12 protein-coding genes are annotated in these 13,280 nt (G+C 40.2%); all 12 read left to right on the forward strand.

Going from position 1 to position 13,280, the window contains the following annotated elements; all coding sequences use genetic code 11:
* Positions 1–11: 11 nt before the first annotated feature.
* Complete coding sequence (locus tag J1N10_RS09810) at positions 12–725, forward strand: XRE family transcriptional regulator (protein WP_262326523.1); 714 nt, start codon at positions 12–14, stop codon at positions 723–725.
* Positions 726–845: 120 nt separating this feature from the next.
* The gene (locus tag J1N10_RS09815) at positions 846–1,313 is read left to right on the forward strand and encodes a division/cell wall cluster transcriptional repressor MraZ (protein WP_262326524.1); all 468 of its coding nucleotides are present in this window, start codon (positions 846–848) and stop codon (positions 1,311–1,313) included.
* 5 nt (positions 1,314–1,318) lie between these two features.
* Entirely contained in the window at positions 1,319–2,227 is a 909-nt protein-coding gene (gene rsmH, locus J1N10_RS09820; RefSeq protein WP_262326525.1) for a 16S rRNA (cytosine(1402)-N(4))-methyltransferase RsmH, read from the forward strand.
* Complete coding sequence (locus tag J1N10_RS09825) at positions 2,224–2,604, forward strand: FtsL-like putative cell division protein (RefSeq protein ID WP_262326526.1); 381 nt, start codon at positions 2,224–2,226, stop codon at positions 2,602–2,604. Before rsmH ends, J1N10_RS09825 begins: the two co-directional genes overlap by 4 nt.
* Positions 2,605–4,716 carry a penicillin-binding protein gene (locus tag J1N10_RS09830; RefSeq protein ID WP_262326527.1) on the forward strand — a complete coding sequence of 704 codons (2,112 nt, stop codon included), beginning with the start codon at positions 2,605–2,607 and terminating at the stop codon, positions 4,714–4,716.
* A gap of 3 nt (positions 4,717–4,719) precedes the next feature.
* Positions 4,720–6,177, forward strand: a complete 1,458-nt coding sequence (locus tag J1N10_RS09835; RefSeq protein ID WP_262326528.1) for a UDP-N-acetylmuramoyl-L-alanyl-D-glutamate--2,6-diaminopimelate ligase — start codon at positions 4,720–4,722, stop codon at positions 6,175–6,177.
* A 10-nt stretch (positions 6,178–6,187) separates the two neighbouring features.
* Positions 6,188–7,420: a phospho-N-acetylmuramoyl-pentapeptide-transferase gene (gene mraY, locus J1N10_RS09840; protein ID WP_262326529.1), complete on the forward strand. Its 1,233-nt coding sequence runs from the start codon at positions 6,188–6,190 to the stop codon at positions 7,418–7,420.
* A 5-nt stretch (positions 7,421–7,425) separates the two neighbouring features.
* Complete coding sequence (gene murD / locus J1N10_RS09845) at positions 7,426–8,763, forward strand: UDP-N-acetylmuramoyl-L-alanine--D-glutamate ligase (RefSeq protein ID WP_262326530.1); 1,338 nt, start codon at positions 7,426–7,428, stop codon at positions 8,761–8,763.
* 14 nt (positions 8,764–8,777) lie between these two features.
* Positions 8,778–9,989, forward strand: coding sequence for an FtsW/RodA/SpoVE family cell cycle protein (locus tag J1N10_RS09850; RefSeq protein WP_262326531.1), 1,212 nt, complete (start codon positions 8,778–8,780; stop codon positions 9,987–9,989).
* Positions 9,964–11,058 carry an undecaprenyldiphospho-muramoylpentapeptide beta-N-acetylglucosaminyltransferase gene (murG, locus tag J1N10_RS09855; protein WP_262326532.1) on the forward strand — a complete coding sequence of 365 codons (1,095 nt, stop codon included), beginning with the start codon at positions 9,964–9,966 and terminating at the stop codon, positions 11,056–11,058. The genes J1N10_RS09850 and murG overlap by 26 nt, the downstream gene beginning before the upstream one ends.
* 4 nt (positions 11,059–11,062) lie before the next feature.
* The gene (gene murC, locus J1N10_RS09860) at positions 11,063–12,451 is read left to right on the forward strand and encodes a UDP-N-acetylmuramate--L-alanine ligase (RefSeq protein WP_262326533.1); all 1,389 of its coding nucleotides are present in this window, start codon (positions 11,063–11,065) and stop codon (positions 12,449–12,451) included.
* A 95-nt stretch (positions 12,452–12,546) separates the two neighbouring features.
* Complete coding sequence (locus tag J1N10_RS09865) at positions 12,547–13,275, forward strand: cell division protein FtsQ/DivIB (RefSeq protein WP_262326534.1); 729 nt, start codon at positions 12,547–12,549, stop codon at positions 13,273–13,275.
* The last annotated feature ends 5 nt before the right edge of the window (positions 13,276–13,280 follow it).

The raw sequence follows: 13,280 nt of genomic DNA on the forward strand, positions 1-13,280 counted from the left end.
CGAGTAGAGATATGTATTTTGCAGAGAATATTAAGTTTTTAAGAAAGCGAAAAGGATTGTCGCAGAGTGTTTTATCATTGGCTTTGGAGCTGACGCGAACAACGTTGGCAGGCTATGAGAAAAATGTGCAACCACCATTTAAAACGCTCATTCGTTTTGCAGAATACTTCAATGTGTCTATCGATGCCTTAGTGCGTTATAAACTGGATGTTTTGTCGGAGTTTCAGCTGTCGCAAATAGAAGATGGTTTTGATGTTGATGTTACCGGTCAAAAGCTGCGCCTGTTAACTGTGTCGGTCGATAAAGAAGGAAAAGAAAATATTGAAATGGTGCCGGTAAGGGCGCAGGCGGGTTATGCAACCGATTATGGCGATATGCAGTTTATAGCTTCGTTGCCCAGGTTTTCGTTGCCTTTTTTGCCGCCGGATAAAACCTATCGAACGTTTCAGATACGCGGTGATTCGATGTTGCCAATACCAGAAGGGGCATGGGTGACTGGCTCATATATTCAAAACTGGACGCGGGTTAAAGATGGTACGCCTTGTATTATTGTAACCCGCGATGAGGGGATAGTTTTTAAGGTGGTTTATAATCTGATTGAGAAAAAACAACTACTGTTACTTGTGTCGACCAATCGTATTTATAAACCTTATGAAATTGCGGTAGATAAGATTGTTGAAATGTGGCAATTTGAGACTTATAATGGTTTTGAAATAGGTGGGTGAGATTTGAGCGTTGTGGCTTTTGTATTAAAAAGTTATCAACAGGTGGTATAAAGTGGTTTAAAGTGGTTGCAAGTGGTTTTAAAGTTTTATACTTTTACCAAAGTAAATACGTATTTAATAATGACCACATTTATAGGCGATTTTGTTTGTAAGCCCGATGCAAAAGGGCGAATAGTTTTGCCTTCGCTCTTTAAAAAAGTGATGAGTGAAGTCAATCAGTCTGTCTTTGTGGTTCGTAAAAACCTCTTTGATAACTGCCTTGATTTAATTCCTCAGCACGAATGGCAGAAAGAAGTTCAACTTATCGAAAAAAAATTAAGTGGTTTCCGACAAAAAGATCAGCGATTAAAACGAGCTTTGTATCGTTCTACAGCCGAAGTGACTTTGGATGCTAATGGCCGTTTTTTGGTGCCAAAGCGTTTGATGGAAATGGTTTCTGTTAAAGGTGAAGTGGTGTTGTTGGGCGTTGGTGGCAATATTGAGTTGTGGAGTAAACAGCAATTCGAAAACGATGGATTGGAGGGTGAAGAATTAGGAGAGTTGGCAGAAGAGTTGCTAGGTGGTAACTTTGGCGAAGAAGAAAATTAAAGGATATGGAACAGGGGTATCACATACCGGTATTGCTAAATGAATCAGTAGATGGTTTAAATATCAAGCCAGATGGCATATATGTGGATTTGACATTTGGTGGCGGTGGTCATTCGCGCGAAATATTGAGTCGGTTAGGTAAGGGTGGAAAACTGGTTGTTTTTGATCAGGATGAAGATGCTTATAAGAACCGCCCCGATGATGAGCGCTTATTGTTTGTGCGCCATAATTTTCAATATTTGTCACACTTTCTTCGCTATTTAAATATTGATGCTGTAGATGGAATTTTAGGCGATCTGGGTGTGTCTTCACATCACTTTGATGCAGCTGAACGTGGTTTTTCATTCCGATTCGAAGGAAAGCTGGATATGCGAATGGGGCAGGGGTTAAAAATGACTGCTGCCGATTTGGTTAATACCTATGAGTTGGAAGATCTAAAACGCATTTTCTGGCAGTATGGCGAAATCAAGTCATCTTACAAGTTAGCTTCTGAAATAATTAAGCAGCGCTCAAGTAAATCTTTCGAAACAACTACAGACTTGAAAGAATTGGCTGAGAAGATTGGGCCAAAAAAGGAAAATGCAAAATTTCTTGCGCAAGTTTTTCAGGCTTTACGCATTGAAGTGAATAAGGAAATGGATGTTTTGAAGTCGGTGTTGATGCAAAGTACAAATGCAATTAAACCAGGAGGACGTCTGTCAGTCATATCATATCATAGTTTAGAAGATCGCTTGGTGAAGAACTTTATCCGTTCCGGCGATTGTGACAAGAATCAACCTGAAAAAGATATTTACGGACAGTCAGATGTTCCATTTAAAGCCATTAATCGGAAGATAATTATTCCGAACGATGAAGAAATAGAGCGAAATAATCGTGCGAGAAGTGCGAAACTTAGAATAGCAGAACGGGTATGAAGTGGAGAATGAGTAAAATACCGGAGTTTATTCTTTCGAAAGAGGATGTTGACGAACTAAAAAACATCTCTTTAAAAGATGTTATTAATGGTCGTTTGTTTACGCGTTCCCTAATTGCCAATCAGTTGCCTTTTGCATTGTTTTTGGCATTTTTTGCTTTTTTATATATAGGTAATCATTATCGTATGGAGGAGCAAATGCGTGAAGTAGCTGTTTTAAATAAAGAATTAAAGTCCTTGCGCTACGAAGCGATAACGACATCGTCGGAATTGATGTTTATGAGTAAACAAAGCGAGGTGCTAAAGAAAATAAAATCAAGAAATCTGGAGTTGGAAGAGTTAACCGAGCCTCCGCGACGATTAAAAGTGAAGAAGTAAATGCAGATTAAAAAAAGTATCATATTGCGCTTTGGCCTTTTGTATATTGGTATTGCCGCTTTGGCTGTGCTAATATTGGGTAAGGCATTGTATCTGCGTATTGTTGAGGGTGATAAGTGGGAAGAGGTTGTTGAAGAGCATAATAATAAAGATATAGTTATTGATGCCAATCGTGGTGATATTTTAGCCTCTGACTATAGGAAGCTGGCCTGTTCAGTACCAACCTATCGGATATATATGGATATGCGAGCGCATGGATTAACTGATGAGGTATTTAATGCCAATATTGATAGTTTAGCTTTATTGCTATCGCGTTTTTATGGCGACCGTTCTAAAACTTCTTTTAAATCGGGCTTAAAAACGGCCCGTGCTCAAGGAAAACGTTATTATCGAGTTCATCCCCGCCGTATTTCTTTTACCGAATTAAAGAAAGTAAAAGAGTTTCCAATTTTTAGGCTGGGAGCTAATAAAGGGGGATTTATTCCTAGAAAGTACGAGAATCGTAAGTTGCCCTTTGGAGAGCTTGCATCGAGAACAGTAGGAAGTTTGTATGCCGAAAAGGATTTGGGTGGACGTTTTGGTTTAGAGATGGCATATAATAAAAGCTTAAAAGGTGTGGCTGGTGTTAGCACTCGCACCCGTGTTAGTGGCAACTGGGTCGTTGAAGAGCAAATAGAGCCGATTGATGGACACGATATAGTGACAACTATTGATATTGGTTTGCAAGATGTGGCGGAAACGGCCTTGTTGCAACAGTTGCAAAAACATCAGGCTGATCATGGTTGTGCTGTTCTGATGGAGGTTGCTACTGGTAAAATTCGAGCCATTGCTAATCTGGGGCAAACCACAACTGGTCAGTATGCTGAAGATTATAATTACGCCATAGGTGCAGCTACTGAGCCTGGTTCCACATTTAAACTGGCCTCTATGATTGTGGCACTGGAAGATGGTGTAGTGCAATTGAGTGATAGTATTGAAACAGGCAATGGTAGGTGTCGCTTTTATGATCGTGTTATGACGGATAGTCATCATGGTGGTTATGGAACCTTATCAGTTAAAGAGGTCTTTGAAAAATCATCCAATGTGGGTATTTCAAAAATTATCTTTGATAATTATCGCGAAAATCCGCGTCGTTACGTCGATCGTTTATATTCAATGAATTTAAAAGAGCCTTTGGGTATTGAGATTAAAGGAGAGGGGCGACCAGTGATGAAGTATCCAGGCGACAAAACCTGGTCGGGCGTTACTTTGCCTTGGATGTCCATAGGTTACGAAATACAACAGACACCACTGCAGGTGCTGACTTTCTATAATGCAGTGGCCAATAATGGCAAGATGGTTAAGCCAATGTTCGTTGAGAAAATTCAGCATCATGGGGAGGTGATTCGGGAAATGAAACCAACGGTTATAAATCCTTCGATATGTTCGTTGGAAACGATTGAAAAAGTGCACAAAATGTTGGTTGGAGTGGTTGAAAACGGGACGGCCAAAAATATTAAAAGCAGTCGTTACCAAATTGCAGGAAAAACAGGTACTGCTCAGATTGCTAAAGGTTCATCGGGCTATAAAGGTGAAGGAGGAAAGAAGCATCAGGCTTCGTTTGTGGGGTATTTTCCGGCCGATCGACCCCTGTATACCTGTATTGTAGTGGTTAATGCGCCATCTAATAATGTGTATTATGCCAATGTAGTGGCTGGTGCTGTTTTTAAAGAAATTTCAGACCGGGTGTATGCGCAAAGCTTCAATCATTCTGATGTTGAGACAATGTATGAAGTTGAATTGGCCAAGCATCAACCTTACTCAAAAGGTGGTAAAAAAGAAGATTTATTAACAGTCTTAAATGATGTTGGTGTGATGGTGCATGGTCAGGAGTTGGAATCGGAATGGATTTCGACCTCGGCTCGCGAGCATGACATCAGCTTGAGAAGTAAGAGTTTCCCTGCAGGAATAGTGCCTAATGTGAAAGGAATGGGTGCTAAAGATGCAGTTGCTATACTAGAAAATATGGGTTTGAAAGTGAAGTTAAGTGGTGTTGGTCGTATTAAGCAGCAATCGATGACGGCAGGGCAAAATTATCGTAAAGGTTCAATCATCTATTTGAAAATGGGTTAGGCAATGAAAAAGTTATCTGAAATTATAAATGGTGTTGAAATAATAGAGCAACTCAATTATGCCGATTCTGATATTGAGCAGATTGTGTTTGATTCACGAACGGCTAAGGCGGGAACAATGTTTGTTGCCATGAAAGGCACTGTTGTGGATGCTCATCGATTTATTCCTCAGGTGATTGAGGCTGGTTGTAAGTGTGTTGTTTGTGAAGAGGTTCCTCCAGAATGCCCGGAGGATGTAGCGATGCTCAAGGTTGAGGATAGTTCATTCGTTTTAGGGCAAATGGCATCTGCTTTTTACGATAACCCTTCGGAACAGTTAAAATTAGTTGGAGTAACAGGAACGAATGGAAAAACTACCACGGCAACGCTTTTGTATCATTTGGTTATGAATATGGGCTATAAGGCCGGTTTGTTCTCGACTGTTGCTAATTATATAGGCAAGTCAAAAATTGATGCCACACATACCACGCCTGATGCGGTAACCTTGAATAAAACAATGTCGGAAATGGTGGATGCCGGCTGCGAATATTGCTTTATGGAAGTGAGTTCGCATGCTTTGGTTCAAAACAGGGTAGCTGGTCTAAACTTTGCTGGTGCTTTATTTACAAATATTACGCATGATCATCTGGACTATCATAAGACCTTTAAAGCGTATATCGACGCTAAAAAATCCTTTTTTGATGGATTAGCCAAAGGAGCTTTTGCTTTAACAAATGCTGATGATAAAAATGGGGCTGTCATGCTTCAAAATACAAAAGCAGACAAGTACAACTATTCTCTGAGGGGCATGGGCGACTTTAAAGGTCGTATTCTTGAAAGCATGTTTGAAGGTATGCAGCTCGAAATTGACGGGCAGGAGATTTGGACGCAATTTGTTGGTGATTTTAATGCTCAGAATTTGCTGACGGTTTATGGATCAGCTTGTTTGTTAGGTTTTGAAAAAGAAGAGGTGCAAGTGGCATTGAGTCAATTAAAGCCTGTTGATGGACGCTTTGAAACCATTCGTTCTAATTCTGGAAAAACGGCTATTGTAGATTATGCGCATACGCCTGATGCTTTAAAAAATGTAATCGAAACCATCAATTTGGTACGTCAGCCACAGCAGCAGTTGATTACAGTTGTTGGAGCAGGTGGCGATCGCGATCCGATGAAACGCCCTGAGATGGCTAAAGAGGCTGTAGTAGGAAGTTCAAAAGTGATTTTAACATCAGATAATCCACGAAGTGAAGACCCCGAAACTATTATCTCACAGATGATGGAAGGGGTGAGCTTTAAGGATCGCATTAAAGTGCTTTCGATAGTTAATCGACGGGAAGCGATTCGAACAGCTTGTATGGTGGCTCAGTCTGGCGATATTATTCTGATTGCTGGTAAAGGTCACGAGACTTACCAGGAGATACAAGGTGTGCGTAACCATTTTGATGATAGAGAAATTGTAAACGAAATATTTAACGAAGAATAAAACCTGAATCATGCTGTATTACTTATTTGAATACTTTGAAAAGATGAATATGCCTGGAGCAGGTGTGTTTCAGTATATTACTTTCCGCGGTGGCTTGTCAGTTATTGTGGCTTTAATAACGGCCACTATTTTTGGTAAGATGGCGATTAAAATGCTACAGCGTCAGCAAATTGGTGAGGTGGTTCGTGATTTAGGCCTTGAGGGTCAGTATCAGAAAAAGGGAACACCAACAATGGGAGGGGTTATTATTATCGCTTCTATTCTGATTCCGGTTTTATTATTTACCAAGCTGGATAATATCTATATTATCCTGATGATTGTTTCTACATTGTGGTTGGGGACAATTGGTTTTATCGATGATTATATCAAAGTATTCAAAAAAGATAAAGAAGGTCTGGCCGGACGTTTTAAGATCGCAGGGCAGGTTGGTATTGGCTTGATTGTAGCGATAACTTTGTTTTCGAGCGGAGATGTGGTAATACGGGAAAGAATACCGGGTGAAACGGTAACGGTGCAGTTGGATAATGGACAAGAAGTGGAGCGTGCTGCAACTCGTGAAGTTAAATCGACTGTTACCAATATTCCATTTTTAAAAAATCATCAGTTCGACTACTCATCTGTGCTTTGGTTTTTAGGTGACCAAGCTAAAAAGTGGGGGTGGTTGATTTTTGCTGTTGCGGTTATTTTTATTATCACAGCTGTATCTAATGGGGCCAATATTACTGATGGTCTTGATGGCCTGGCTACAGGCACGTCGGCCATTATCGGTGTCACCTTAGGGATTTTTGCTTACCTGTCAAGTAACGTCATCTATGCCGATTATCTAAATATTATGTATATCCCTCACTCTGAGGAGTTGGTGGTGTTTATGGCAGCATTCATCGGTGCGACAGTAGGATTCTTGTGGTACAACTCATTCCCGGCTCAGGTGTTTATGGGTGATACTGGTAGTTTGACATTAGGTGGTATTATTGCTGTTTTCGCCATATTGCTGCGTATTGAATTACTGATTCCGATTCTTTGCGGCATCTTTTTAGTAGAAAATTTATCGGTGATGATTCAGGTTTCGTGGTTTAAATACACGAAAAAGAAATATGGTGAAGGGCGACGAGTATTTAAGATGGCTCCTTTGCACCATCATTATCAAAAGATTGGTTATACGGAGTCTAAGATTGTTACTCGTTTCTGGATAATTGGGATTATCCTGGCTGTATTAACAATTGTCACGCTTAAAGTTCGATAGAAGTTATGCAAAAACTGGTTGTATTAGGTGCAGGTGAAAGTGGAGTTGGTGCGGCTTTATTAGGTAAGCAGCAAGGATGGGATGTGTTTGTTTCTGATAGTGGTGTTATCAAAGATAGCTATCAGAACGAGCTGGATGAGGCTGGAATTCCCTGGGAACAAGGATTACATTCGCTTGAGATTATTTTTGCTGCCAATGAAGTGGTAAAAAGTCCTGGTATTCCCGATTCGGTGCCAATGATACAACAGTTGCATGCACGAAATATTCCGGTCATATCTGAAATTGAATTTGCAGGTCGTTACACGGATTCGAAAACGATTTGCATTACCGGTAGTAATGGCAAGACAACCACAACCATGTTAATTCACTATTTGCTCAAGCATTCAGGGGTGAATGTGGAGATGGCCGGTAATGTGGGGACGAGTTTGGCACGTCAAATAGCTGAAGGTAAGTGTCCGGAATGGTTTGTGATTGAGTTGAGTAGTTTTCAGTTGGATGGTATGTATAACTTCAAGGCTGATGTGGCGGTGTTGTTAAATATCACCCCTGATCATTTAGATCGGTACGAATATAAAATGCAGAAATACATCGATAGTAAGTTTGGAATAGTTCAGAATCAAACTGAAAATGATGTGTTTATCTATTGTCAGGATGATGAAATCATCGCCAATGAGTTACCGAAACGTATTTTTAAGTCGGAGTTACTTCCTTTTACACAATCGGATATTCTCAAGCGGGGAGCTTATTCAACCATTGATGAATTGATTATTAACTATAATGATGAAACTATGAGTGTTTTCTCTCGGGACTTATCGTTGCAAGGGCGTCATAATTTGTATAATTCAATGGCGGCTGGTATTGTAGCCAAAGTGTTAAACATCAGGAAAAAGTTTATTCGTGAGAGTCTTTCGAGTTTCAAAGGAGTGGCTCATCGTCTTGAGAGGGTTGTCTCTGTTCGAAATATTGAGTTTGTAAATGATTCAAAGGCAACCAATGTCAATTCAACCTGGTATGCGTTGGAGTGTATGAAGAAACCGGTCATCTGGATTGCAGGAGGAGTAGACAAAGGGAATGATTACGATGAGTTGATGCCTTTGGTGGAAGAGAAAGTAAAAGCCCTTATTTGTTTGGGCACTGACAATCAAAAGTTATTGGACGCTTTTGGAGGTAAGGTGTCAGTAATCAAGGAAACACAATCAATGGAGGAGGCTGTGAAGTTGGCTTATCGATTGGGTAAGAAAAATGATGTTGTGCTTTTATCGCCGGCATGCGCAAGCTTCGATTTGTTTGATAATTATATGCAGCGCGGAGATTTATTTAAAGAAAGCGTCAGGAAATTGTAGTTCAAAAATAGAGGATGAACGAATTATTAAAGAAATATATAAAAGGAGACCGGATTATTTGGTATGTCATATTGCTGCTATCTGTTTTTTCTTGTTTAGTGGTTTATAGCGCAACTGGTAATTTGGCCTATAAGCATCAGGATGGTAATGCGGTGTTTTACCTCTTTCGCCATGCCAAATTTTTATTGGTCGGGCTGGGGATAATCATTGCTGTGCATCATATTAACTATAAATGGTTCGCCCGCTTTGCAACCGTTTTTCTTTACTTTTCCATTGTACTTTTGATTATAACAGCCGTTTCGGGGGTGAGCTTAAATCAGGCCAGCCGATGGTTAACGGTGCCTGTTGTAGGTATATCTTTTCAGCCTTCAGAGATAGCTAAATTAGCTCTGATGATGTACATCGCAAAAGTGTTGGCGCAATATCAGGCTAATGATCGAACAGCTGATGAGGCTTTCAAGCCAATAATGATACATGTTGCTATTGTCTGTGGATTAATTTTTAAAGATGATTTCTCAACGGCTGCACTAATAGGTTTTACCAGTTGGTTGGTGATGATGATAGGGCGAGTGTCTATGAAGTACCTGTTCGGAACCGTTGCGGCAGTTTTAGTGTTTGTATTTGTAGTAATATGGCTTTCCGACTATGTGCCGTTTCTGCATCGTGCCAGTACCTGGAAAGCGCGTATTGAACGCTTTGTTGGTGGAGATGAGCAAAAGGAGGCTGGTGGAAAAACGGCCGACTATCAATCGGAGCGATCGCAAATGGCCATAGCAACGGGTGGTGTTTTTTGGGGCCGTGGACCTGGTAATAGTCAGCAACGCTACTTCTTACCTCACCCCTATAGTGATTTTGTCTATGCCATTATCATAGAGGAATGGGGTATACTAATAGGTGGTTTTTTAATCATGTTCGCCTATCTGATTCTGCTATTTCGGGCTGGCGTCATAGTGCGGGCGAGTAGTAGAACCTTTCCGGCCTTTTTGGTTGTGGGTTTGTCGACCTTGCTGGTGGTGCAAGCCTTTATAAATATGGGAGTAGCTGTAGGTGTGATGCCGGTTACAGGTCAGCCATTACCATTGGTTAGTATGGGTGGAACATCTACTTTGTTTACATGTCTTGCGTTTGGTGCTATACTTAGTGTCAGTCGAAATAATATGGAAGAAAAGGAATTAGCTGCACAAGCTGAAAATGAAAACTATGAGTCCGATAAAAGTAATAATTAGTGGAGGTGGTACAGGAGGTCATATCTTTCCTGCCATATCTATAGCTAATGCTGTTAAAGCCAAACAGCCTGATGCGCAGATTCTATTTGTAGGTGCACAGGGCAAAATGGAGATGGAAAAAGTGCCGGCAGCCGGTTATGAAATTGTGGGATTGCCTGTGGCTGGTTTTCATCGGAAGTTAACGCTGCGCAACCTCGCATTCCCTTTTAAGTTGCTGCGAAGTATGATGAAAGCACGAAGTGTAATCAAGAATTTCAAACCTGATGTAGCTGTTGGTGTTGGAGGGTATGCCAGTGGTCCTGTTCTGCGAATTGCATCGCAATCGGGAGTTCCGAGTTTATTACAGGAGCAAAACTCCTTTCCTGGTGTCACTAATCGGATTTTGGCTAAAAAGGCAGCTAAGATATGTGTGGCCTATGAAAAAATGGAGCGTTTCTTTTCTAAAGATAAAATCTTAATAACCGGGAATCCGGTTCGAAATGATTTGCTGTCGGATATTGCAAAAGAAGAGGCTTTGGCGCATTGGGAGCTGGATGTCAATAAAAAAACAATATTGGTGATAGGAGGAAGTCTTGGGGCTCGCTCAATCAATAATGGAATAATTGCCACGATTAAAAATTTGCCTGATGATGTTCAAATGATATGGCAAACAGGCAAGTTTTATTTCGAAGAAATGAAGGGTAAGATTCCCAAAGAAGTAGAAGATAGGGTGATTGTAACGGATTTTATTAGTCGCATGGATATGGCTTTTGCTGCGGCCGATTTAGTGGTGTCGCGTGCAGGTGCCAGTTCTATTTCTGAATTGGCCATACTGGGCAAATCCACTGTCTTTGTGCCTTCGCCCAATGTGTCGGAAGATCATCAAACGAAAAATGCAATGGCTCTGGTTGAAAAAGAGGCTGCCGTTTTGGTAAAAGATGCGCAAGTTAATAGCTTAATTGCTGAGGCTTCAGCACTATTAAAGAATGATGAAAAATTAATGTCTTTGGCGCAAAACATTAAACAATTCGCCAAACCAAATGCAGCTAATGACATTGCTGATGAAGTGATTAAACTGGCTCAAAAATAAGGGTATGCTACAATTGAAAGATATACAAAGTGTTTATTTTGTTGGTATAGGTGGCATTGGTATGAGTGCTATTGCCCGATTTTTCAAATACGAGGGTCTGCATGTGGCTGGTTATGATCGTGTTTCAACGTTGTTGACGAAGGAGTTAGAGGCTGAAGGTATTACCATTCATTATGAAGATGATGTGCAGCAGATAGCACTTAATTATCGCGATAAAACATCAACTTTGGTGGTATATACGCCGGCCATTCCCAATGAACATACCGAGTTGACTTATTTTCGGAAAAAGGGATTTGATGTTCGTAAACGTGCAGCTGTATTAGGATTAATTTCAGGAGGTATGAATAGTGTTTGCGTAGCAGGTACGCATGGAAAAACCACTATTTCATCCATGACAGCACATTTGTATAAGCAATCAGCTGTTGGTTGTAATGCATTTTTAGGAGGGATTATCAATAATTATAAAACCAATTTTTTACACGATTCAAATTCGGATTATGTTGTTTTAGAGGCTGATGAATTCGATCGTTCGTTTTTGCATTTATCACCGCATTTTGCGCTGCTTTCTGCTATGGATGCTGATCATTTAGATATATATGGTGATAAGGAATCGATTAATGAGGCATTTTTGGAGTTTGTAGATAAAATTGAGCCGGGTGGTGTGTTGCTTCATAAAGCTGGGTTGCCTGTTGAAGTGGCTCATGATGAAATTGAGGTGTTTACCTATTCGATTGAAGAGAAAGCAGATTTCAAAGCTTTTAATATTAAGTTGATTGATGGCTTGTATCAATTCGATTTAAAGTCGCCTTTTGGAACAATAAAGGGGTTGAAAATGGGCGTTCCGGCATTGGTGAATGTGGAAAATGCAGTTGGTGCAATTGGCTTGGCCTTATTGGGTGGAGTGGAAGCAGAGGAGATTAAAGCTGCTTTGCCATCTTTTGAGGGAATTCGTCGCCGGTTTCAGTATCGGCTAAAAAGTGACGAAATTGTTTTTATTGATGATTATGCACATCATCCCGAGGAAATTAAAGCGACTTTGAAATCGGTTAAAGCCATTTATCCAAAATCGCATATAACGGTTGTCTTTCAGCCGCATTTGTATACTCGAACACGTGATTTTGCAGATGGATTTGCAGCCTCCTTAGATATATGCGATCGAGTATTATTGTTAGATATCTATCCGGCACGTGAATTACCAATTGCTGGGGTGGGATCGGAAATGATTGCGAAATTGATGTCTAACGAAAGTGTTAAGGTTGTTAGTAAAGAAGGTTTGTTTGATGAATTGTGTAGTCAGAAAATAGAGATTTTACTGACGCTTGGTGCTGGCGATATTGATAAAGAAGTGCCGGTTTTAGAGGAGAAATTAAAGGTGTTTATCGCCAATAAATAGACGTTTAACAAATTGTTAATAAATAATAATAAATACGCAGCCGTCAGAAGGTGGAAAAGGTTATATTTAAGCGGATTTATAAGGTTTAGTCGCAAATGAAACGATTCAAAAACATATTGTTTTTAGTTATTGCTGTAGTTTATATTACGGTAATATTCTCATTTGTAGCTGTTAATAAAAGCGAAGTTGTTTGTGGTCAAATTTTGCCTTCTATTTGCGATAGCATAGACAATCAGTTTATCACAGCTCAGGAGCTGTCGGATATTACACTGGAAAAATATCCGGCTATCTTGGGAAGTAAGCTGAAAGATATGGATTGTAATCAGATGGAAGAGTTTTTTCAGAAACATCCGGCCATTGAGAACTGTGAGGTTTATTTTACCTATGGTGGTACACTTCATCTTGATGTGACACAGCGTGAACCATTGGTACGAGTTTTCGATAATGGGGCTTCGTATTATTTAGATATGGATGGCGATAAAATGCCAGTCTTTAAAAATCACTCGGCACACGTGTTGGTTGCCAGTGGTTATATCAAGCGCTTGTCATCAAAGCATGATTTGCTGTTGATTGCCAATGCGATTTATAGTGAAGCGTTTTGGAAAGCTCAGATTGAGCAGGTGTATGTTGATGAGAAAGGGGAGTTAACTTTAGTGCCGCGTGTAGGAGATCATCTGATTGAGTTTGGAAAGGTTGAGGATGTTGACGCAAAGTTTCGTAACCTGAAAGCGCTTTATACTCAGGGCTGGGATGCTCGTGAGTGGAATTTGTATAAGAAAGTAAGTTTGAAATATAAAGGACAAGTTGTTTGTACAAAAGGATAGATGTT

Origin of the sequence: Carboxylicivirga litoralis, assembly GCF_025499605.1 — a bacterium.
Lineage (GTDB): Bacteria > Bacteroidota > Bacteroidia > Bacteroidales > Marinilabiliaceae > Carboxylicivirga > Carboxylicivirga litoralis.